Genomic DNA, 22342 nt, shown 5'->3' on the forward strand with positions numbered 1-22342 from the left:
CCCGATCCCACCGATCGGCCGGTCACACCCATGCTGATCCGCCTCCGGTCAGCTGTAGGTGAAGCGGGGTGTGCGGCGATCGCGCGCTGCCGCCACCCCCTCCCGGAAGTCTGCCGTCTCGCGCAGCGGTCCCTGCCGCGCCGCTTCCGCCGCGGTCGCCGCCCGGAAGCGCTCGAGCAGATCGGCTCGCATCGTGGCGCGGATGGCCCGGACGGCGAGGGGCGCGGCGGCCGCGATGCTGCCCGCGAACGCCGTCGCTTCCTCCCGCAGGCTCGTCTTGTCGACGACCCGATCCGCCAGGCCGATGGCCGCTGCCTGCTCGGCGTCGATCCGCATCCCGGTATAGAGGAGCTCGGTGGCCCGCTGGTGGCCCACCGCCGACGGGAGCGTGACGGTGAGGCCGAAGCCGTGGTGAAAGCCGAGCCTGGCGAAGTTGGCGCTGAACGACGCCCGGGTGCTCGCCACCCGGAAGTCGGCCGCCATCGCGAGGCCGAGACCGCCGCCGATGGCCGCCCCCTGGACCGCCGCGACCCAGGGCGTGCCCGTGGCCAGCAGGCGAGCGGCTTCGGTGTAGAGCGACTCGGGATCGTCGCCCTCGGCACGCTCGCCTGCGAAGTTGCGGCCGGCGCAGAAGTTGCGCCCCTCCGAGCACAACACGATCGCTCGGCAGTCCGGGTCCTCATCCAGTGACTCCCAGATCGCCGCGAGCTCCCGGATGAGAGATGTGTCGAAGTAGTTGTGCGGGGGCCGGTGGATCTCCACCACCCCCACGTGCGTGTCCCGGTCGACAGCGACCGAGACCTCCCCGGACGTTCCGCTCGTCATTTCACCCATCCACAACTGTCCGCTCGTGCTCTTTCCCGGAACGCACAGGGCCATCGAGGCCGGGCGCCGATCGCGCGCCCGGGCCTCGATGGCGGCCTGTGTCAGGAGGTCCGGTCGTAGGTCCCTACGATGCGTTCCTGCCCGAGGATGTGACCGTCCATCAGGTCGAGCAGCTCCTGCTTGGAGAGGCCGTCACCCGCCTCGATCTTCTTGTCGAGGGCGAACAGCCAGAAGTAGTAGTAGTGCGTCCCGTGTCCCACCGGGGGCATGGGACCCCGCCAGCCGATCGTCCCGTAGTCGTTGTAGCCCTGGCAGAAGTCGCCGACCGCCCCTTCCTCCAGACCACCCGCCTCGGGCCGCAGGCCGTGCAGCACCCAGTGTGTGAAGGCCGAGGGCCGCGGCGCGTCGTTGTCGTCGCTGATGAGGGCCAGCTCCGCGGTGCCCTCGGGCACCCCTCCCCACTCCAGCGGCGGGGATACGTCGGGGCCCTCACCCGTGTACTTCGCCGGGATCCGCTCTCCGGTGGCGAAGACCGAACTGCGGATCCACAACGTCGTCAGCTTCCTGACCATTCATTGCTCCTTACCGAAATTGCTCATCCGTCATCGCGTCGCGAGTCGGCTGCGCGCCGGACCGCCGCGACGATGTTCTGGTAACCGGTGCACCGGCAGATGTTCCCGTCGATCGCGCGTCGCACCTCCTCGTTCGAGGGGTCGTCGTTCCTGCTCAGCAGATCCATTGCAGACATCACCATTCCGGGGACGCAGAATCCACACTGGAACGCATAGCTCTCGACGAAGGCCTGCTGGACCGGGTTCAGCTCGCCCCCGTCGCCCGCGAGCGATTCGAGGGTCTCGAGCGACCTGCCCTCCGCCTGCGCGGCGAGCAGCAGACACGACTTCCTCGGGACCCCGTCCACGAGCGCCGTGCAGCTGCCGCAGTCGCCATTCCCGCAGCCGACGCGGACACCCCGGACGTCGAACCGTTCCCGCAGTACGTCCACGAGACGCGCGCGAGGATCGATGGGGGAGGACCTGTCGGTTCCGTTGATTCGGGCCGAGAAGGGGATCTCCTCCGGCTGAGCTCGCTGTGTCATGCGGTTCGCCCCCACGTCGCCTCGAGGCCGTTCAACGAGCGCCGTGCCACGTGCGGCGCCACCTGCTTCCGGTAGTCACCGGGCGCGTAGACGTCGCTCCACCACCCGTCGTAGGCGGCGGACGCCGCCTCTAGCGCGCGCAGGACCGATGCCACCGAGTCCTCCCGCAGCAGGTCGTCCATCGGGAATCGGTCACCGCGGACCGTGAGGGGGATGTTGCCTACGCCCCCGAGCGTGAGCCGCAGTCTCGCGGTGGCGCCGTCGTCCCGGGCCTCGACGGTCGTGGCCGCCGTGACGATCGGCCACGTACCGGCTGCGAACTTCAGCTTGTGGTACGAGGACTCCGTCACCACGGGCCTCGGCAGCCGGAACTCCACGACGAACTCGTGTGGCGCGAGATCGCAGGACTGCGCACCCTGGAGGAATCCGGACATGGGGACCGTCCGCTCCGTCCCGCCCCCGCGGATCACGACGGCCGTATCCAGCGCGCACGCCACCGCGGGGAAGTCCGAGTGGGGCCGGCCCGCGCACGCCGATCCCCCGAGGGTGCCCTGCCCGGTGATCTGCACGCCGCCGGTGATGCCCTGAGCCATCCTTACGAGGAGCGGGGCGTGATCCCGGACGGGTTCCGAACCGACTACATCCGCGTAGGTCGTCATCGCCCCGATCCGCAGCTCGTCGCCCTCGGGTCGGATGTACGCCAGACCCGCGCGGCTGAGGTCGATGACCCCCGGCGCCTCGAGGTTCCCCTTGTGGAGGGCCGGGACGGTGAGCGTCCCGCCGGCGAGGAGAACGTGCTCGGGATACTCCTGCCGGCAGGCGTCGACCTCCTCGACCGACTCCGGTCGCACCATCCACGCCGTAACCATCAGCCGGCCTCCGTGCCCTGGGCGATGAGTTCGAGGACGCGAGGCGGGGTCAGCGGGAAGGTCCGGACACGGGCGTTCGAGAAGCGATTCAGTGCGTCCTCCACCGCGTTCGCCGTCGCCGCCATCGCACCCCCGATGCCGGCCTCGCCCGCCCCCTTCGTCCCCAGCAACGTGTTGGGGCTGGGGGTCCCGAGATGCGTGACCTCCAGCTGGGGCATGTCCGTGGCACGCGGTACCAGATAGCTCTTGAAGTCGTTCGCCACCAGCCGGCCGGATGCGTCGAACGAGCTGTGCTCGTAGAGCGCGCCCCCGAGTCCCATCGCGACCGCTCCGTGCAACTGCCCCACCACGTGCTGCTCGTCGACCACCACCCCGCAGTCGTCGGCGACGACCAGCCGGTCCAGCTCGACCACGCCCGTACCGGGATCCACCGCGACGACGGCCACATATGCCGCGCTGGACACGTAGGGGTAGGTCGAGGGGTAGGCGGTCTCCTCCCCGACGATCTCCGTCTGGCGGGGCCGGTACGTCCGGGTGAACTCCGACGCCCACGGCCCCCCCGGATGAGGGGGCGACGCATGCAGGACGCCGTACAGCCGGGCCATCCCGACCGATCGTCCGTCGGGCGTGCTCGCCAGCCCGTCCAGGAGCGTGATCCGCTGCTCGTCCTCCTGAAGCACCAGCGACGCGGCCCGCCGGAGCTGTCCGGCCAGGTCACGGGCCGCGAGCACAGCCGCGGCCCCTCCGATGGTGAGGCCCTTGCTGCTGTTGTTCCCGTACCCATAGGGGCCCCGATCGGTGTCGCCCTGCAGGACGGACACCTGCTCGCGCGACAGCCCCAGCTCGGCCGCGACGAGCTTCGCGATGCCGAGGTCGTTCCCGTTCCCGGGACTCGTCACCCCGGTGAGCACCTCGACGGCACCCGAGGGGCACAGGCGTACGGACGCGGTGTCCGTGTTGCCGAGCTGTGTCTCGTGCAGCTTTCCCTGGTGGCCGCCCCCCTCGGGGGTGATCTCGAACGCGACGCCGACGCCGATCACCCGGTCCTCGGTGCTCAGCTCCGACTGTCGCCGCCGCAGACCGTGGTAGTCGGCCCGGTCCGCGGCGAGCTCGAGGAGCCTCGGGAAGTCGCCGCTGTCGATCGCGTACCCGCTCGGCAGGCGGTGCGGGAGCTCGTTCGGCGTCAAGAGATTCCGCCGGCGGACCTCAAGCGGGTCGAGATTCAGGCTGCGGGCCACGAGATCGATCAGCCGCTCCATGATCAGCACGGCGGCCTCCTTGCCGAAGCCCCGGGTCGCGTTCCACGGCGGCTTGTTGGTGGCGACGACCCGGAGGTCTACGTCCACCACGTCGACCCGGTACGCGGTGGGAAGCGTGGCGGCGCTCACGCCCGCCATTCCCCACCCGACGGTGGCCGAGACGGCACCGACGGGGACGACGATCGCATCGCGGAGAGCGAGGATCACCCCACGGTCGTCGAACGCGACCTCGGCGTCGTGCGTCTGCTCCCGGCCACCGACCAGCAGGCACTCCTCGCGGGACTCGATCCACTTCACCGGGCGACGGCAGGCACGGCTCACGAAGCAGACCAGCGCCTCCTCGGGGTGCCCGTGCATCTTCAGCCCGAAGGACCCGCCGACTGTGGGCACCACGACACGGACCGACTCCTCCGGCATGCGCAGCGTCCGGGCCACAGTCCAGCGGAGTTGGTGCGGGTTCTGACAGCCGGCGTAGAGCGTCAGGCGACCGTCGGACGATCCGTCGTCCGTCCACTCCGCGACGTAGCCGCGCGGCTCGAGGGGGGTCGCGGTGTACCGCTGGATCTCGAAGGTCTCCCGGACGACGTGCGGAGCATCCCGGAACACCTCGTCCACGGGTCCATTGAGCGTCCGCCGGTGCATGATGACGTTCGTCGGCCAGCCGTCCTGCTCGTAGAGCTGCGGAGCGTCGTCCCGCACCGCGTCCGCGCCCGCGTACACATGCGGCAACACCTCGTACGCACCCCGCACCGATCGCGCGGCCGCGGCGGCGGTGAGGGCGTCCTCGGCCACGACGACTGCGATCGGCTCGCCCACGTACCGCACGACGTCCGCGGCGAGGGGCCACACGTCGACCTTCCGGCCACCGAACGCGGCGGGGTTCAGGAAGGGGGGAATCGGGTCGATCCGATCGCGGAGATCGTCGGCGGTGAACACGGCCACCACGCCCCCCGTCGCCAGCGCCTCGGCCGTCCGCACCTTGTGCAGCCGGGCGTGGGCCTGCGTGCTCCGGACGACCGCCATGTGTAGGAGCCGGTCGAGGCGCACGTCGTCGACGTAGCGCGCTGTGCCGGTGACGATGTCCTTGCGGGTCCCCGGCCGGACCCGGGGGGTGCTCGACTCTCGCATGTTCCTTGCCTCCGTTCTCCGCTCGCCGTCTACCGGGACCGCAGCGCCCGCTGGCCGGCCATGACGGCCGCGATCGCACTGGTGGCGCGGTCGGGCGCATCGAGAACGTGCACGGAGTGCTCCCGGTACACCTCGAGTGCCTTGGGTGCTAGCTGGGCGCCGCCGTAACGCGAGACGTACAGCGGAACCGGGACCTTGTCGCGCAGGGCGACGACCTTCTCCGCGGTGTCCTTGGCGTACGGGTCGGCGTTAGTCGTGAACTGGAGCAGTACCGCGTCGAACTCGCCGCTCTCCCCGAGCGTGCTGATGATCCGCTCGAACGCGGCCGGGCGGCTCAGCATCTCGTAGCTGCAGTCCAGCGGGTTGCGCACCGCGGCGAACGAGGGCAGGTACGGGCGGATCGACCGGCGGGTCTTCTCGGAGAGCTCCGGCAACTCGATGCCCGCCGCGGCGCCCTCGTCCGCCACGATGGAGCAGGCACCGCCCGAGAAGGTGACCGCGGCCAGCCGGTCGCCGGCCGGTCGCCGGTCCTGGGACGACAGCACCAGGGCGTCCTCGAGGACGCGCAACGACGGCACGCTGACCATGCCGGCGGCCCGGACCACGGCTTCGCGCATCTCCAGCGAGCCGACCATCGCGCCCGTGTGGCTCAGGGCCACCTCGCGGGCCCGGTCAGTGCGCACCATGGTGAAGACGAAGACTGGCTTCCCCGCGGCGGCCATCCGCCGTCCGGCCTCGATGAACCGGGGGCCGTCTTTGATGTCCTCCAGGAGGAGCCCGGCCGCCGTCGTCGTCTCGTCGTCTACCAGCCAGTCCAGGTAGTCGGCGATGACGAGATCGGCCTCGTTCCCGGCGTGGATCCAGTAGGAGAGCCCGACACCGGCGCCCATCAGGCGGGTCGCCAGGCAACCCCCGAGTGCGCCGGAGCTGGAGAGGACCGCCACGTTGCCGGGGACCAGCTCGCACTCCAGGCCGCCGGAGATCGACGCGGCGAGCTTGTGGTGCGGCGCGACGATGCCGATGTTGTTCGGGCCGGCCAGCGGGATCCCGCCGGCGGCCAGGATCCGGACCAGCTCCTCCTGGGCGGCACGCCCCTCGGGGCCGGACTCGGCGAAGTCCGAGCTGTGCACGATCACCCCGCCGACCCTCTTCTCGACGGCCTGGCGCGCCACGTCCAACACGGAGCGGCTGGCGATGCTGACGCAGACGAGATCGGGTGATCCGTCGACGTCCGCCAGCGACCGGGCCCGGTCGTGGCCGCGCACCTGTCCGCCCCTGGGATGCACGGGGTCGAGCCGCCCGGGAAAGGCGTGGGCGTCGAGATAGCGGAACAACCGTGCGCCGGTCTTGTGTGCGTCCTCGGAGACGCCGACGACGGCGACGTGCTCCGGCCGCAGCATCCGGTCGAGGTCGGGACGGGGCCGTGCCGGCATCGGCGGGACGTCGGCGCGGATGATCCGGGCATCGACCGCGACGGCCCCGGTACCGGACACCATGACCGGGTTGAGGTCGAGCTCGAGGATCGTGGGGTCGTCGGCCACGAGCCGGGACACGGCGACGACGGTGTCGACCAGCGCCGCGACGTCGCACTCCGGTCCACCGCGGAAGCCCGTCAGCAACGGCCAGCTCCGGAGCTCTTGCAGCCCCTCCCTCGCCTGCTCCGGGGACACCGGTGCCACCATCGTCACGACGTCCTGGTGGATCTCCGTCGCGACGCCGCCGAGCCCGACGATGATCGCCGCCCCGAGCTGGGGGTCGCGGCGCGCCCCGACCAGCATCTCCAGGCCGCCGACCTGCTGCTGCAGGAGCAGCGGGAAGGCGCCGGGCCCGTTCCGGGCGACGATCTCGGCCGCTGCGGCGGTCGCCGATGCGGCGTCGGTGAGCCCCAGCACGACTCCTCCGCTGTCGCTCTTGTGGAGGAGCCCACCGGCCTTCAGCACAACCGGGGTCACCCCGAGCGCGGTGAACGCGTCGGCGACCTCCTCGACCGCGCCGACGGTCGCGGCGCGGGCCAGCGACACACCTGCGGCGGCCAGTCGCGCGGAGACGGCGCCGGGCGACAGCGGCTCTCGGTACACGGCATATCCCCTCGATGAATCCGAAGAAGTCTCGTCCTGCTGTCGCCGCGGCCGGTGCTCTGCCACCGCCGCCGCGGCCTTACCCGTCACCGTCCGCGCCACTGCGGCTCGCGCTTCTCGACGAAGGCCCGGACACCCTCGACCCGGTCCTCGCTGCTGTTCGGGTCGGGATCGAGTTCGAGCCGAAGCGCCGCGGACAGCGGCAGGTGCACGGTGTGCTGCAGCACGGCCTTGAAGCGACGGACGCTCAGCGGCGCCCGGGAGCGCACTGTGCGCACGTAGGCCTCGGCGGCGGACTCGAGCTCATCACCGGGGACGACAGCGTTTACCAGACCCCAGCGGGCAGCCTCGTCCGCCGTGATCACCCGGCCCGAGTAGAGCATGTCGTACGCGACGCCCATCGGGACCAGGCGCGGCAGAACCGCCGCACCGAAGTGCGCGCCCATGCCGCGCAACGCCTCGGGCAGGGCCAGTCTGGCGTGGTCCGCGGCGATCCGGACGTCGCAGGCCATCGCGAGCTCCAGGCCGCCGCCGAGAGCCCAGCCGTTGATAGCCGCGACGACTGGCTTGCGGCATTCGAGGACGACCTCGAACGGGTTCCGAGTCGTATGCCGCATGGGCGTCGGCGGCGCCGCGCCGGCGGCGTCACGACTGGAGGCCTCCTTCAGGTCGCGCCCGGAGGAGAACGCGTCCTTCCCGCTGCCCGTGACCAGGACGGCCCAGACGTCGTCGTCGAGATCGAAGCGCTGGAAGGCCTCGACGAGGCCCGCCATCGTCGCCTCGTCCAAGGCGTTCTTCCGGTGAGGTCGGTTGATCGTGAGGTAGCCGACGCGGTCGCAAACGTCTACGTGGAGCCCTTCGTGCACGGAGCTGATGACCTCTCTACAAAGTCGTTCGAAGAACGAGCACTGCTGTCGGTCCCGGAGGTTTCCGCCGGAAAGGGGCCGGGCCGCAGGAACGTCTGCGACGAGCAGGACGTTGGACGGCGGCCCCGGCGAGGCCGGTGCCTGGGATGCCCGGGCTCTCCGGCGTCACCTCGTCGTTGACTCACGGGACCGCGCTGACGTTGAATACAGTAATGAATACAAGGGCGGCGGTCGTGACGTCAAGACCGCGAGGCCGAGTTGATCAGGCTTCGATGCGGCTGGCCCCCCGCCGGCGACGGAGAGCACGGAACGGGGTGCGGTCGGTCAGTCGCGGGGTAGGCCGGGCCTGGTGAGCACCTGGAGGACCTCGCGTTCGCTCGTGCCGCGATGAACGTCCATCAGCTGGACCAGGCGCTCGACGTCGCACTCGCGCAACGCCGCGATGAGGGCGGCGTGCTCCTCGATGACGCGGGCGCGCACCGTCCGCTCGCTGCTGTAGACCGCCCGGTACGGGGCCGTCCGGTCCCACAATCGGTCGATCTCGGTGAGGACGTGGCCGAGGTCGCCGCCGAGGCCGAAGATCCGGAAGTGGAACTCGTGGTTGAGCGGGCGCCACTCGGGCGACGGGGCGTCGACGAGGTCGCCCATCCGCGCGTTCAGCTCGGTCAGCCGCTGCAGGTCGGCCTCGGACACGCCATCGACCCGGCGCAGCACCTCGGACTCCAGCAGCCGCCGCATCAGGTAGAACTGCCCGAGCTCGTCCGCGGACAGCCGGGTCACCGCGAACCCGCCGGACGGCCCGGAACCGACCAGGCCCTCGGCCTGCAGCGTCTTCAACGCCTCGCGCAGGGGCACCCGGCTCATCCCCAGCTCCTCGGCCAGCGCGAGCTGTCGAATGGGCTGGCCGGGCAGCAGCTGGCCGTCGTGAATGCGCTGCCGGACGGCCAGGACGGCGCGCTCGGCCAGGCTCGCCGACCCGTTGGCCATCGACTGCATGCGCACCTTCCGCTGCGGATATCACTGCTGAGCACGGTCCTGGAGAAAGCCCTTGAACCGTACCCCGGGCCTCATGAGGTCCACGACGACGGCGCGCAAATCCAAGCAGCCGGGACCCGCTGTCGCACCAGGCCGGCGGGCGGCCACGGCCGAAGAGATGAGGACGATGGAGGGAGAGGGATCCGTCCGGCGCCGCCCGACGCTCACGGATGTCGCTCGCAGGGCCGGCGTGGACGTCAGTCTGGTGTCACGGGTGCTCCGCAACGACCCCAAGGGGTTTGCCTCGCAGGCGACCCGCGCGCGGATCCTGGAGGCGGCCGACGAGCTCGGCTACCACCCTCACGCCACGGCTCGCGGTCTGCGGCCTGCCCGCACGATGACGCTGGGCCTGCTCCTGCCGAGTTTCTCCAACCCCGTCTACTCCTCGATCGCCCACGGGGTCGAGCAGCGGGCGAGGCAGCACGGCTACGGGCTGGTGATCGGTACGCACGCGGCCGGCGATCCGCACGAGACGATCACGAGCATGCTGGTGCACGGCCGGGCCGATGCCCTGTTGGTGGCCTCCGGACGGGTCCGGGACGAGGCACTGCGCCAGCTGGTGGAGGACGGGCCGGGCGCGGTCGTCCTGGTCAACCGGCAGGTGCGCGGGATCGCCGCGAGCGTGGTCCTGCGGGACGCCGAGGCCGCGGCCCTCGCGGTCGGGCATCTGGCCGCGTTGGGGCACCGCTCGATCTGCGGGGTGTTCGGCCCTCGCACGCTCGACACGATGGTGCGGCGCTCGCGCGGGTTCGTGCGCGCCTGCGCCGTGCATGGTGTCCAGCCCCAGGTGATCGAGATGCCGGGGCGGGACGCCCCCGCCGGTCACGCCGGCGCGCTACGCGCACTCGCCGGCCGGGTCCAACCCACGGCGCTCCTTGCCGGCACCTTCCCGATGGGCGTCGGGATGCTGGCAGCGGTCCAGGAGGTCGGCGTGGCCGTTCCTGACGAGGTCTCCGTCCTGGCCCTGCACGACAACCAGCTCGCGGACTTCCTGACCCCGCGGCTGACGACCGTGGCCCTGCCGACCGAGCGGCTCGGCGAGGAGGCGGTCGAGCTGGCGCTGATGCTGATCGCCGGGGAAGCGTCCCGCCGCGTGGTTGTGTCGGGCCCGCCCGAACTCGTCCTGCGCTATTCGACCGCACCGGTTTCCCCGCTTTGATATCAAATGTTTGACGAGGTTGTGGGCGCTGCTTACCGTCCCTGCCGCGAGAGCGAGACACAGCGGAAGAACGACGATGGCGTCGCCTACCAAGCCGCCCACGAGGCGGCGTAGCGCCCGTCGGATTCGATGGCAGATCGCGCCGTGACGCATGTGGAGACCTCCTCAGCCACCCAGACCTGACGGGAAGGACAGTCAGTGCGACGCCTAGTGGACATCTCGATGACGCTGCGGAACGGTGTCCCGTCGGACCCGCCCGGCTACGAGTTCGAGATCGAGTACACCTCGCATCAGGACACCGTCCCGATGCTGCAGCGCCGCTACGACGGCCTGCAACCCGAGGACCTGCCGAACGGCGAGGCCTTCGCCCTGGAGACGGTGCACCTGTCGACGCACAACGGCACCCACGTCGACTCCCCGTGGCACTACTCCTCCCTGATGGAGGACGGCAGCCGGCCCCACACAATCGACGAGATGCCCCTCGACTGGTTCCTGCGGCCGGGGGTCAAGCTCGACTTCCGGCACTTCGAGGACGGCTACGTCGCCACGGCCGCCGACATCGAGCGGGAGCTGGAGCGGATCGGGCACACCCTGGCGCCCTTCGACATCGTCGTGGTCAACACCTCGGCCGGCGGCCGCTTCGGCAGCCCGGAGTACGCGCAGAGCGGCTGCGGGATGGGTCGCGAGGCCACGCTCTACCTCTGTGACCGGGGCGTCCGAGTTGTCGGCACGGATGCGTGGAGCTGGGATGCGCCTTTTCGCTTCGTTGCCGAACGCTACGCCTGCGACCGCGATCCCTCGATCATCTGGGAGGGCCACAAGGCCGGCCGCACCACCGAATACTGCCAGATCGAGAAGCTGCGCCACCTCGACACCCTGCCCCCGCACGGATTCACCATCGCCTGCTTCCCGGTGAAGATCCACGCCGCCTCGGCGGGGTGGACCCGGGCCGTGGCCATCGTCGACGAACCGGAGGACGTCTCCCAGTGAGCGAGAACGCCATGACCCACCTCGACCGCGCGTCGTCGACCTTCGAGTCCTACCGGGACCGCTTCAAGACGATCCGGATGGAACGCACCAACGGCGTGCTGGAGATGCGGTTCCACACCGACGACGGCTCCTTGCAGTGGAGCCTCCTGGCGCACAACGAGTTCGAGGACGCCTTCCGCGAGGTCGCCCGGGACCGCGAGAACGACGTCGTCATCATGACCGGGACAGGGGACGCCTTCAGCGGTCCGGCGATCGAGCCCGGCAAGCACCCGAACCGTGCGACCATGACCCCGGAGAGCTACGACCCGATCTACTGGGAGGGCAAGCACCTCCTGCCGAACCTGCTCTCGATCGAAGTGCCGGTCATCGCCGCGATCAACGGCCCCGCCGTGCGGCACGCCGAGATCCCGCTCGTCTCCGACATCGTCCTCGCCTCCGAGGACACCTACTTCCAGGACACCGCCCACTTCTCCGGCGGGATGGTTCCCGGCGACGGCATGCACATCGTGATGCCCCTGCTAATGGGCCCCACCCGCGGCCGCTACTTCCTGCTCACCGGGCAGAAGCTCCTGGCGTCCGAGGCCCGGGAGATGGGGCTGGTCAACGAGGTGCTGCCACGGGAGCGGCTGCGGGAGCGGGCGCACGAGCTGGCGGCGCTGCTGCTGCGGCAACCGCGGCTGGTGCGCCGGTACACCCGCACCGTGCTCACCGAGGATCTCCGGGCCCGGCTCCACGGCCTGCTCGGCTACGGCCTCGCACTGGAGGGCATCGCCCGGATGAAGGACGTCCCGGCACCGGCGCGCCCGTAGCACAGCCGACCGACACGACCTTTCCGAAGCCTCGCCCGTGCCGCGGAGAGTCCTCGGCACGGGCAGTGCCCCGGTCGTCCACCTGATCGAACGGCGTGCCGCGGCACCGCACCCCGCCGCCACGTCTGCTGCCGCGCTCGCCGCGGGACGTCAACCGGCGGGCACCTCGGACCACGACGAACCCGAACTCTCCTCGCACGGCCCCGCAGCCTCGCGCCGCGGGTGCACCTCGGCTGCCCACACCCGCCGGTAGCCGCTCCTCAATCCTTGCCCACTACCTGGAGGCCCAATGTCTGCGCCGAGCCAGAGACCGTCGAAGCCCCTTGACCCCGCCGGCGAGACCGCCGCCGAGCCCCCGCAGAACCGGTTCCGCATGCTGCTCGGCGCCGGGGTCGGCAACGCACTGGAGTGGTACGACTGGAGCGTCTACGCGATCTTTGCGCCGTTCTTCGCCGCCCAGTTCTTCATCGACAACAGCGCCACCGGGGCGCTGCTGTCCACCTTGGCCGTGTTCGCGGTCGGTTTCCTCATGCGTCCCATCGGCGGCTTGGTGTTCGGTCTGCTCGCCGACCGCAGGGGGCGCCGGTATGCGATGACGACCTCGATGCTGCTGATGGCCGCTGGCAGCCTGGTCATCGGCGTCGCTCCGACGCACGCGCAGATCGGAGTGTGGGCCGCGGTGGTGCTGGTCCTCGCCCGGCTCGGGCAGGGCCTGGCGCACGGAGGCGAGATCGCGGCGTCCTACACCTACATCGCCGAGATCGCGCCCCGCGCGCGCCGCGGGCTGTGGTCCTCGAGCCTCTACGTCTCGGTCACCGTCGGCATCGTGCTCGCGTCCCTGATCGGTGCGGGGGCCAGCAGCCTGTTCGGTTCGGACTCCCTGCGAGAGTGGGCATGGCGAATCCCGTTCCTGCTTGGCGGGCTCCTCGGGTTGGCCGCGCTCTACCTCAGGACCAGTCTCCCGGAGACTGATGCCTTCACCGGCCAGCAGGAACAGGAAAGCGAGGTGGTAGCGCGGCGCTCCGTGCGGGATCTCAGGCGCGGTCTCGCCGCCAATAAGCGCAGCCTCGCCCGGATCGTCGGGTTCAGCCTGGCGAGCACGGTCGTCTACTACACCTGGGCAGTCGGAGCCACGGGCTTCGCCATCTCGACCGCAGGCGTGCCGTCGACGGGCGGGCTGTGGGCGAGTGTGATCGCCAATCTGTTCTTCATCCTCACGCTCCCATTGTGGGGTGCGCTGTCCGATCGTTTCGGCCGCAAACCCCTCCTGCTCGTCTACAGCATCTCGTTCATGTTGTTGTCGTTCCCGCTGCTGCTGGGCATCAACGACTCTGCCGTGCGACTGACGGTGATCATGATGGTGGCCCTGTTCTTCCTCGGTGCCTTCATCGCGATCATGCCCGCCGTGTTCGCCGAGCAGTTCCCCACCGCCGTCCGCGCGTCCGGGATCGGCGTGCCCTACTCCTTCATCGTGGCGATCTTCGGTGGCACGGCGCCCTATGTCCTGACCTGGCTGGGCAGCCGGGACCTCCAGTGGGTCTTCGCCCTCTACATGGTCATCCTCGTCACGATCGGAACGGCCACTACCCTGCTCAGCCCGGAGACCAAGGGCCGGGAGCTCACCTGACCCTGCTCGCCGAGCTTCTCGGCCGCCGCCCAACTCCGTCCCGGGCCGCTCGCGGTCGGCACCACCGCCGGGAGGCCGACATACTCTTCGGCCACCCTCGCCTCGCTCCGCTCTACGACCAGTTCCACCGGGAGCACGGGGATCTGGGCCATACCTCGCCCTCGCCGACGAGCTGGGCACCACGCGGGTACTCGACGTCGGGTGCGGGACGGGCTCTCTGACGCTCCGGCTCGCGGACACCAAGCCTTTGCCAAGCTGATCATGCGTCGGGATCATGAGGCTCTGAACTGCGGCGACGAGTTCGCGGGCCCGGTTCGGGCTGGAACGGATCTTGCGCACGATGCGCCAGTTCTTCAGCTCGACGTTGACCCGCACAGCGGGGCCGCGGCGGCGGGCGTGGGCGGCGTTGACGTCCCTCTGGTTGCGCGAGAGCGGGCGATAGCGGCCGGTGTCTGGATCGAGCCGTCGCCGCCGCTGCGGAACGGCGACCGTCGGCCCGGCGCCCTGGTAGCGGTGTCGGGGGCCGCGGGGATCTCGGCGTCGGTGAGGTCGTCGATGATGCCGTGTCCGCGGCGGCTCCCACGTCGTGGCGGGCGCCGGCATCGGTGGGGAGATCCACACGAGCCTGCCGATCGGGTCGGCGATGACCTGCACGTTCTATCCGTGCGCCTTGTAGAAGGCGCGGTCGCGGCCTGACCTGGATCTGCTCGATGAGTCAGGCATGGCGCAGTGGCCGGGCCGAGGGTGGCCTTGAGCGCCATTTGTAGTAGCCAGACCCGTCGACGCCGAGTACCCGGCAGGCCAGTTGGACTGGCAGCTTCGCTGAGGCCATCACCGCGATCGCCTCGTAGCCATTTTGGGTCGACCACCTGGCCGAGCAGCTCCGCGGCCCGGCGATGGATCGCGACCTCGGCCTCGAGCTCAGCGATTAGCCGTCGAGCCGCCTGCAACTCGGCGTTCTCGCTGGTGGTGCCCGGGAGGGAGCAATGCTTGAGACCTGTGGATGAGCCGGGGGCGGGTCGTACCCTCCCGATCATCTTGAAGGCCCTCAGGCAAGGCCGGCGCGCCAACGCCGGTCGGGAAGGCACGACCCGTGCTCACCGTAGTTCCTGGCCCCGGAAAACACCGAGGAGTCCCGTCCCGCGGACGGCCCGGCGTTGATCGACGAGCTCGTCCGCGAGGGTGCCCGCCGGATGCTCGCCCAGGCCCTGCAGGCCGAGGTCGACGACTACATCGCCCGCCACGCCGACGAACGTGACGAGCACGGGCGGCGGCTGGTGGTGCGCAACGGCTCGCATCAGCCCCGCGAGGTGGCCACGTCCGCGGGCGCGGTGGCGGTGCGGGCGCCGCGGGTGGACGACCGCCGCATCGACCCCGACACCGGCGAACGCAGGCGGTTCTCCTCGGCGATCCTGCCCCTGTGGTGCCGCAGGACGCCGAAGATCACCGAGGTGTTGCCGCTGCTCTACCTGCACGGCCTCTCGTCGGGGGACTTCGTGCCCGCGCTGGGGCAGTTCCTCAGCTCCACCGCGGGGCTCTCGGCGTCCACGGTCACGAAACTGACCGAGACCTAGACCGGGGTTCCGCAGCTAACGTGTGATCTGGTGCATGATCACGGGCGTTGGTGCAGGTCAGCGGGGTGAGACCTGGTCCGGTCGTTCGAAAGCCCTAGTAACACGACTTAACCCGAGATAGGGCCGTTGAGCTGCTACGGACCGTGTAAGGTCTGGTGGCGTGTTCGTGCGTACGTCGACCCGGCGGAACCGGGACGGGTCGAAGGTGTCCTACCTGCAGTTGGCGCACAACGAGTGGGACCCGACAGCGAAGACCGCGCGGACGAAGGTGCTGTACTCGTTCGGCCGGGCCGATCAGCTCGACCGGCCTGCGATCGAACGCTTGATCGCCGCGCTGACCCGGGTCGTGGGCGTCGAACCCGCCGCGGTCGGCCCGGATCGGGCGCGGGCGGTCGGGGTGCCGGGGCTGGAGTTCATCGAGTCCCGCCCGCTGGGCGGGGTGTGGCTGCTCGACGGGCTGTGGCATCGGCTGGGGATCGACACGCTGCTGCGCCGCCTCGCCGCCGGGACCTCCGGCAGATCAGGGGGGAGATCACGGCGGGATCCGGTCGTGGAGCGGGTGCTGTTCGCGCTGGTCGCGAACCGGGCGTTGGCGCCGTCCTCGAAGCTGGCCGCTACCGGCTGGGTCGCCCATGACGTGCACGTTCCCGGTCTGGACACGGTGTCCGACGATGCCTGCTACCGGGCCATGGACTGGCTGATCGCGGTGGAGGACCGGCTCGCGCGAGGAGTGTTCGACGCGGTCGCCGACCTGCTCAACCTGGAAGTGGACCTGATCTTCTTCGACACCACCAGCACCTACTTCGAGACCGAGGACGCCGACGCCCCAGTCTGGCGCGACCAGCATGGCCGCCCCGTCGAGCAGGACGCCGGGCAGGACGCCGAACGGGCAGATGGCGGTGAGCGCGCTGAGCCGCCGCCGGGAGCGGCGGGACAGGCCGGGTTCCGCACCCACGGCAAGTCGAAGGACTCCCGTGACGACCTGCCCCAGGTCGTGGTCGGCATGGCCGTCACCCGGGACGGGATCCCGGTGCGGGTGTGGTGCTGGCCGGGCAACACGTCCGACTCGCCGCTGATCCGCCAGGTCAAGGACGACATGCGGGACTGGACGCTGGGGAAGGTCATCTGGGTGGCCGACCGCGGGTTCACCTCCAAGGAGAACCGGCGTCACCTGTCCGCCGGCGGTGGGGGCTACATCCTCGGTGAGAAGTTACGCTCCGGCTCGGCGGAGGCGACCGCCGCGATGGCCCGGCAAGGCCGCTACCAGGAGGTGAACGCGAACCTGCGGGTCAAGGAAGTCAAGATCTCCGAGACCGAGCGGTTCGTGATCTGCCGCAACCCCGACGCCGCCGACCGGGACGCCGCGGTCCGTGCCCGGCTCGTCGACCGCCTGGAAGCGATGATCGCCGGCTCGGACCGGCTCTCACCGTCGAAGCGTGCCGAGCTGCGCGGGGTGATCTCCACCAAGCCCGGGCTGAACCGGTTCCTGCGCGTCACACCGGGCGGGCTACTACGCATAGATGCCGCCAAGATCGCCGCCGACGCGAAGCTGGATGGCAAGTACCTGCTGCGCACCAGCGACCCGCACCTCACGACGGAGGACATCGCGCTGGGCTACAAGCAGCTGTTGGAGGTCGAGCGCGGCTGGCGCGACATGAAACAGGTCCTCGACCTGCGCCCGGTCTATCACCGGCTCGAGGACCGCATCCGCGCCCACGTCCTGCTCTGCTGGCTCGCGCTGCTGCTGGCCCGCATCGTCGAGACCCGCGCGCACACAAGCTGGCCCCGCGCCCGCACCGAGCTGCAGCGCCTGCACGTCGGCACCTTCACCGGCCCGGCCGGGATGTTCCGCCAGACCAGCCAGCCCAGCACCGAGGCCCGCCGGCTATACACCGCCCTCGACCTCGCGCTGCCACCGCGGATCCTGCACCTCGACCCCGAGCAGCCCGCAACGCGCTGACCAGGCACAACACCTACGCCTAGTGACACGACATGTCACCAGGCCGACACCTGTTTGCCCAGCTCAGACCCCACATTCGGGCACTTTCACCCGGCCGACAGCTGCGGAACCCCGGCTAGAAGACCGACCAGCAGGCGTTCTCCCGCCGGGACCTGTCGAGCGTGGACTACGTCTACCTGTGGGCCGACGGCATCCACGTCAACATCCGCCTCGAGGAACACAAGCTGTGCCTGCTCGTGCTGATCGGAGTCCGCGCTGATGGCCGCAAAGAGCTCGTCGCCCTGGCCGATGGCTACCGCGAATCCTGCGAGTCCTGGGCGGAGTTGCTGCGCGACTGCGCCCGCCGGGGCATGCGTGCACCCGTGCTCGCGGTCGGGGACGGCGCGCTCGGGTTCTGGGGCGGTCTGCGCGAGGTCTTCCCCGAGACCCGCGAGCAGCGCTGCTGGGTCCACAAGACCGCCAACGTCCTCGCCGCGCTACCCAAGTCGGCGCATCCGGGGGCGAAGAAGGCCCTGGCCGAGATCTGGAACGCCGAAGACCGCCGCCACGCCCTGGACGCGGTCACCGCGTTCGAGGGGGCCTACGGGGCGAAGTTCGGCAAAGCCGTGGCGAAGGTCCGTGACGACCTCGACGAACTGCTCGCCTTCTACGACTTCCCCGCCGAGCACTGGCAGCACCTACGCACCACGAACCCGATCGAGTCCACCTTCGCGACCGTCCGCCACCGCACCAGAGTTACCCGCGGGCCCGGCTCTCGCGCGGCCGGGCTCGCGATGGCGTTCAAGCTCATCGAAGCCGCCCAGGACCGCTGGCGCGCCGTGAACGGGCCGCACCTGGTCGCGCTCGTCCGCGCCGGAGCCCGCTTCGACGCCGGCAAGCTCGTCGAACGCCCTACCGAGAACACCCAACCCGAAGCCGCCTAAAAAAGATCTTCATCCACAGGTCTTGACGATTGCTCCAGGGCCATGCTCGCGACGTTCTACGACACACACGCCCTTGCCTGTACGGGGGGAGTAGACGCGCACACCCCGCATCACCCATCCGATGCTGATCAGCGGGACCCGCCCTGCGCTATGGCTCTGGGCTGTTGACAAGAACACCCCACACCGTGCAGCATCTGCCCTGCAGATCACGCCTCTGCTCGCCAGAAGGCTCCTGCAGGGAGCAGCTCTGCTCCGGTAAGGACCTCACAACAATAAAGGAACCCGAATGGGAATCTCTGAGCTCAAGAGTTGCATCCAGCGTGTAGAAGTGAAGGGGGTCGAGACCCGCTACTTCGACGACAAGCAGGACGCGGACCCTGTCCTCCTGATCCATGGTGGACATTTCGGCTTTTTCGTCCCCCTGGGCCTGGAGTCCTGGGGTGAGACAATCCATGATCTTGGCAAGTACGGGCGGGTCCTCGCCGTCGACAAGCTCGGCCAAGGTGAGACGGCACTGCCGCTGAACGACGAGGACTGGACCGTCAACGGCGTCGCCGAGCATATGGTCAATTTCATTGAGATGCTTGACCTACGGAACCTGACCTTGGTCGGCCATTCTCGTGGCGGACTGACGGCGATGATTGTTGCTTTCAAAATTCCTGACAGAGTGAAGAAGTTGGTTGTCGTCAGCAGCGCGTCCGCTGCACCTGCCCCCACCACCGGCAGTGACATGGACTTTTACAACAACGTCGAACGCACCGCCCCGGCAGACGCCGCAGGACTCGTGCAGCACTACCACGCAGCGCAGGCCGTCGCCGAAGGTCCGCTTCCGGATGACTATGTGGAAATTGCCGCGCAGATGCTGGAGAGCGATAAGCAGCAGGCCGCTGTCGCGAGCTACAACCGAAATGCTGAAGCGCATTGGATTCCGAGTCTGGCGGCCGCACGCGAGGACCTGCAGCGGAAGTTCCGCGAGACGGGAATCCCAGTGCCTACACTGCTAATCTGGGGAGTGAACGATCGTTCTGCACCTGTGGCGTCGGGCCACCTGTTGTTTAACATGATCACTGAGAAGACTAAGAACAGCTCAATGCACCTTCTAAACAACGCGGGTCACCAGGTATTCCGAGACCAGCGCAAGCTCTTCGCGGCGACCGTGGGCTCGTTTATCGAACTGTAGCCAGCGATGCCCGCAAATAGCAGCGGCGACACTAGCTCTCGAGCCACGATGAATCGTGCGTCCCCCTCCCAAGGGGGCGGAGCGCTTGACGTCGAAGTCGATGTAGTCGCCGCACCACGCCATCAGTGTTGATGTGAGGAACCATGGATAATACACTGTACGACTACAGTCCAATTGTCGATCGACCCGACTTTACGTGGCCCGACGGCAAACGAGTCGCGTTCTATGCGGGCGTGGCTGTCGAACACTACCCCATCGACCGACCTTCGACGTCAATCTTCCCCGGTACGGCGGCCCTGGTCCCTGACGCCCTCAATTATGGCTGGCGCGACTACGGAATGCGTGTCGGGATCTGGCGGATGTTCGACTCGCTTGATCGTCATGGAATTCGCGGGACAGCGTTCCTCAACTCCGATGCCTGTATTCGGTACCCGCAGGTCATCGAAGCCGGTGTGAAGCGGAATTGGTCATGGGTTGCGCACGGTCGCGACAATGCGACGTTTCAGACGGGCATGAGCAAGGAGGAAGAAGTCGCCTACCTGACCGACGTCGTCTCGATCATCGAGACCCATACAGGAAGTCGACCCAAGGGGTGGATCGGACCGGCTCTCAGCGAGACGTTCGAGACGCCGAGAATTCTGAACGAGCTCGGGCTCGGCTACGTACTCGACTGGTGTGCAGACGACCAACCGTTCCGTCTGAACGTCGGCGACTTGCTCAGTGTCCCGTATGCGACCGAGCTCAACGATGTCATGCTTTGTGCCAGCCGAAACCTCAGTGGCTTGGATTTTCTGCAGCTGGTCAAGGACCAATACGAGCAGCTCAGCCAAGACTCGGCCTCCGGTGGACGGGTCTTGGGTCTGGGCCTACATCCCTTCATCATCAATCAGCCGTTTCGGCAGAAGTATCTGGACCTGGCCCTCGAATTTATCGCCGAGCAGCCCGATGTCTGGATCACCACCGCGGACGACATCGCTGACCACTTCAGGGCGACGGTCTCCGGGGCGTAGTCGCAGGCGACGATCGATGGATGGGCCTGCCGCTGCCGCCGTACCTGTGTCGAGGTGCCTTGTATTCGGGCTTGGTCGTGCGGTGACCGGGTTGGTGAACTGCTGGCCCTCGCGTCACTGAGCCTTTGCCAACCTGACGTACAGGCAGGTCAGGACCTGTACGGCGTGGCATGCCGTCGAATGGGTGAAGCTCCTGGTAGACGGGCGATTGCCTAGATCTGTCCGTCTGACCAGGAGCTTCGAAGTGTTGTCCTACCCGTCGGGGATGACCGTGTCCAGCCGCGCGCTCGGCGTGCACTCCGATGCGCTGCGAGCGCACCGGAATCTGCCCCGGAGCCGCTGGCGCAAGTTGACCGCGGGGCGACAAGCCCTGCTGGTGGTGGCCTACCTGCGCAAGGGCGAGACCTACGCCGACCTGGCCTGCGGGTTCCGGATCGGCACCTCCACGGTCTACCGCTACATCGGTGAGGCGCTCGACCTCCTCGCGGCGATGGCGCCGACGCTGGAGCAGGCGATCGAGGTCGCCACCAGGAAGGCGTTCGTGATCGTCGACGGCACCCTGCTGCGCATCGATCGGGTCGGCATGGCCAGCGGCTACGACCGGGCGTTCTACTCGGGCAAGCACAAGGCCCACGGGCTGAACGTGCAGGTCATCGCGGACCCGGTCGGCCGACTCGTGTGGATCTCCCCGCCGCTGCCCGGTGCCCGCCACGACATGGGCGCAGCCCGCGAACACGGCATCATCGACGCCCTGTCCGAACATGAGATCCCCGCTGCGGCCGACACCGCCTATCAAGGCGCCGGACCGACAGTCGCGGTCCCGCAGCGACGCCGCCGACTCGACCCCGACACCGGCCGCTACCGGCGACTGTCGCGGGCGCAGAAGGAGGTCAACGCAGCGCACGCACGCCGGCGGGGTCCCGGCGAGCGGATCAACGCCGAGCTGAAGAACTGGAAGATCCTCCGCAAGATCCGCTCCAGCCCGAACACCGCCGGCAAGCTCATCGCCGCAGTTCAGACCCTCATGATCGCCAGCGCTTGATCAGGTTGGCAAAGGCTCAGTCTCTGCTGTGAAGAAATGCCCGCCGGAGCCGGGTGATGGCGCCGGACCGAAGCCTCCGCAGTACCCGATCGAATCAGTGGACAACGCCCTGAAGATCCTTCTGCTCTTCGGAGAGCGGTCGGAGGTGCGGCTGACCGACATCAACAACTACCTCGGCGTAGCGTCGTCCACGGCGCACCGGATGCTCGCGATGCTGCTCTACCGCGGTTTCGTGCGGCAGGAGCCAGGCAGCAAGGTCTACCGCCCAGGGACGGCGCTGACCGGGGTGGCCTACTCGATTCTGCAGCGCTTCGACTTCCGCAAGGAGCTCCATCCGTTCCTCGAGCGGCTGAACGTCGAGTTGCGCGAGACGGTGCACCTCGGCCTGCTCGATGGGACGATGGTCCGGTTCATTGACGCGATCGAGAGCCCGAAGGGGGTCCGGGTCGCCTCGCGGCTCGGAATGTCGATGCCCTCGCCCTCGACGTCGACCGGCAAGGCGATGCTCGCGCAGATGTCGCAGGCGGAGGTTCACGCGCTCTTCCCCGAGGAGGAGCTGGAGGGGCTCACAGACAAGAGCCTGCGCAGCCGCTCGGACCTGGACCGAGAGCTGGCCCTCGTCCGCAAGCGGGGCTTCGCGGTCAGCTCAGAGGAAAGCGAGCAGGGCGTCTCCTCCGTCGCCGTGGCCTTCGCGTCGAACCGCGCCCCGGCTCGGCTGGCGTTCAACGTCGCCGTCCCGTCCTCCCGGATGTCTCGGGAGGACCAGGCCCGGATCGGTAGAGCGCTCCAGGTTGCTGTTAACGAAGCGGGGGCGGTGCTGCACGGCTGAGCGTTTCTCGTCCGCGACGCCCCTGTCCAGTGTTTCTGGGCAGGGGTGTCGTGCTGTGTAGGGCCCAGTGACACAGCGCGTCT

At 69.0% G+C, this 22342-nt stretch carries 17 protein-coding genes and 2 pseudogenes; 11 read left to right on the forward strand and 8 right to left on the reverse strand.

Annotated elements, in window-relative coordinates; all coding sequences use genetic code 11:
- Positions 1-48 precede the first annotated feature (48 nt).
- The 8 genes from MTO91_RS02340 to MTO91_RS02375 all read right to left on the reverse strand — a co-directional run bounded on the left by MTO91_RS02340 (position 49) and on the right by MTO91_RS02375 (position 9117).
- On the reverse strand, positions 49-825 hold the full coding sequence (locus tag MTO91_RS02340) for an enoyl-CoA hydratase/isomerase family protein (RefSeq protein ID WP_476653583.1): 777 nt from the start codon (positions 823-825) through the stop codon (positions 49-51).
- Between the two features lie 101 nt (positions 826-926).
- On the reverse strand, positions 927-1397 hold the full coding sequence (locus MTO91_RS02345) for a YbhB/YbcL family Raf kinase inhibitor-like protein (protein WP_476653585.1): 471 nt from the start codon (positions 1395-1397) through the stop codon (positions 927-929).
- A 23-nt stretch (positions 1398-1420) separates the two neighbouring features.
- Positions 1421-1921: a (2Fe-2S)-binding protein gene (locus MTO91_RS02350; RefSeq protein ID WP_476654791.1), complete on the reverse strand. Its 501-nt coding sequence runs from the start codon at positions 1919-1921 to the stop codon at positions 1421-1423.
- Positions 1918-2775: an FAD binding domain-containing protein gene (locus tag MTO91_RS02355; protein WP_476653586.1), complete on the reverse strand. Its 858-nt coding sequence runs from the start codon at positions 2773-2775 to the stop codon at positions 1918-1920. Before MTO91_RS02355 ends, MTO91_RS02350 begins: the two co-directional genes overlap by 4 nt.
- Positions 2776-2789: 14 nt before the next feature.
- The gene (locus tag MTO91_RS02360) at positions 2790-5177 is read right to left on the reverse strand and encodes a xanthine dehydrogenase family protein molybdopterin-binding subunit (RefSeq protein WP_476653587.1); all 2388 of its coding nucleotides are present in this window, start codon (positions 5175-5177) and stop codon (positions 2790-2792) included.
- Between the two features lie 29 nt (positions 5178-5206).
- Positions 5207-7255 (reverse strand): acetate--CoA ligase family protein, encoded by a 2049-nt coding sequence (locus MTO91_RS02365; protein ID WP_476653589.1) that lies wholly within the window; start codon positions 7253-7255, stop codon positions 5207-5209.
- An 86-nt stretch (positions 7256-7341) separates the two neighbouring features.
- Entirely contained in the window at positions 7342-8121 is a 780-nt protein-coding gene (locus MTO91_RS02370; RefSeq protein ID WP_476653591.1) for an enoyl-CoA hydratase/isomerase family protein, read from the reverse strand.
- 324 nt (positions 8122-8445) lie between these two features.
- Positions 8446-9117 carry a GntR family transcriptional regulator gene (locus MTO91_RS02375; protein WP_476653593.1) on the reverse strand — a complete coding sequence of 224 codons (672 nt, stop codon included), beginning with the start codon at positions 9115-9117 and terminating at the stop codon, positions 8446-8448.
- 166 nt (positions 9118-9283) lie between these two features.
- Between MTO91_RS02375 and MTO91_RS02380 the strand changes: the two genes are divergently transcribed.
- From MTO91_RS02380 to MTO91_RS02430, 11 genes and pseudogenes are all read left to right on the forward strand, one after another.
- A complete protein-coding gene (locus MTO91_RS02380) occupies positions 9284-10315 on the forward strand; it encodes a LacI family DNA-binding transcriptional regulator (protein WP_476653595.1) in 1032 nt (343 codons plus the stop codon).
- 222 nt (positions 10316-10537) lie between these two features.
- Positions 10538-11305 carry a cyclase family protein gene (locus tag MTO91_RS02385; protein WP_476653596.1) on the forward strand — a complete coding sequence of 256 codons (768 nt, stop codon included), beginning with the start codon at positions 10538-10540 and terminating at the stop codon, positions 11303-11305.
- The gene (locus MTO91_RS02390; protein ID WP_476653598.1) at positions 11302-12114 is read left to right on the forward strand and encodes an enoyl-CoA hydratase/isomerase family protein; all 813 of its coding nucleotides are present in this window, start codon (positions 11302-11304) and stop codon (positions 12112-12114) included. Before MTO91_RS02385 ends, MTO91_RS02390 begins: the two co-directional genes overlap by 4 nt.
- Positions 12115-12487: 373 nt before the next feature.
- Positions 12488-13741: an MFS transporter gene (locus tag MTO91_RS02395; RefSeq protein WP_476653599.1), complete on the forward strand. Its 1254-nt coding sequence runs from the start codon at positions 12488-12490 to the stop codon at positions 13739-13741.
- Between the two features lie 1109 nt (positions 13742-14850).
- Positions 14851-15306, forward strand: a pseudogene (locus MTO91_RS02400) (transposase); the annotation flags it as partial.
- 169 nt (positions 15307-15475) lie between these two features.
- On the forward strand, positions 15476-17275 hold the full coding sequence (locus tag MTO91_RS02405) for an IS1634 family transposase (RefSeq protein WP_379674665.1): 1800 nt from the start codon (positions 15476-15478) through the stop codon (positions 17273-17275).
- A gap of 134 nt (positions 17276-17409) precedes the next feature.
- Positions 17410-18198 (forward strand): annotated as a pseudogene (locus MTO91_RS02410) (IS256 family transposase); the annotation flags it as partial.
- Positions 18199-18526: 328 nt separating this feature from the next.
- The gene (locus tag MTO91_RS02415) at positions 18527-19378 is read left to right on the forward strand and encodes an alpha/beta fold hydrolase (RefSeq protein ID WP_476653600.1); all 852 of its coding nucleotides are present in this window, start codon (positions 18527-18529) and stop codon (positions 19376-19378) included.
- A gap of 143 nt (positions 19379-19521) precedes the next feature.
- On the forward strand, positions 19522-20388 hold the full coding sequence (locus tag MTO91_RS02420; RefSeq protein WP_476653601.1) for a polysaccharide deacetylase family protein: 867 nt from the start codon (positions 19522-19524) through the stop codon (positions 20386-20388).
- A 244-nt stretch (positions 20389-20632) separates the two neighbouring features.
- On the forward strand, positions 20633-21430 hold the full coding sequence (locus MTO91_RS02425) for a transposase family protein (RefSeq protein WP_476653603.1): 798 nt from the start codon (positions 20633-20635) through the stop codon (positions 21428-21430).
- A gap of 97 nt (positions 21431-21527) precedes the next feature.
- Complete coding sequence (locus MTO91_RS02430) at positions 21528-22259, forward strand: IclR family transcriptional regulator (RefSeq protein WP_476653604.1); 732 nt, start codon at positions 21528-21530, stop codon at positions 22257-22259.
- Positions 22260-22342 lie beyond the last annotated feature (83 nt).

The organism is Pseudonocardia sp. 2-7 (assembly GCF_056341085.1).

Excerpts from the sequence above, each read along its gene's own strand:
- MTO91_RS02340 (WP_476653583.1), bottom strand. The coding sequence starts at position 825 with ATGACGAGCGGAACGTCCGGGGAGGTCTCGGTCGCTGTCGACCGGGAC.
- MTO91_RS02345 (WP_476653585.1), bottom strand. The coding sequence starts at position 1,397 with ATGGTCAGGAAGCTGACGACGTTGTGGATCCGCAGTTCGGTCTTCGCC.
- MTO91_RS02350 (WP_476654791.1), bottom strand. The coding sequence starts at position 1,921 with ATGACACAGCGAGCTCAGCCGGAGGAGATCCCCTTCTCGGCCCGAATC.
- MTO91_RS02355 (WP_476653586.1), bottom strand. The coding sequence starts at position 2,775 with ATGGTGCGACCGGAGTCGGTCGAGGAGGTCGACGCCTGCCGGCAGGAG.
- MTO91_RS02360 (WP_476653587.1), bottom strand. The coding sequence starts at position 5,177 with ATGCGAGAGTCGAGCACCCCCCGGGTCCGGCCGGGGACCCGCAAGGAC.
- MTO91_RS02375 (WP_476653593.1), bottom strand. The coding sequence starts at position 9,117 with ATGCAGTCGATGGCCAACGGGTCGGCGAGCCTGGCCGAGCGCGCCGTC.
- MTO91_RS02380 (WP_476653595.1), top strand. The coding sequence starts at position 9,284 with ATGGAGGGAGAGGGATCCGTCCGGCGCCGCCCGACGCTCACGGATGTC.
- MTO91_RS02385 (WP_476653596.1), top strand. The coding sequence starts at position 10,538 with ATGACGCTGCGGAACGGTGTCCCGTCGGACCCGCCCGGCTACGAGTTC.
- MTO91_RS02395 (WP_476653599.1), top strand. The coding sequence starts at position 12,488 with ATGCTGCTCGGCGCCGGGGTCGGCAACGCACTGGAGTGGTACGACTGG.
- MTO91_RS02420 (WP_476653601.1), top strand. The coding sequence starts at position 19,522 with ATGGATAATACACTGTACGACTACAGTCCAATTGTCGATCGACCCGAC.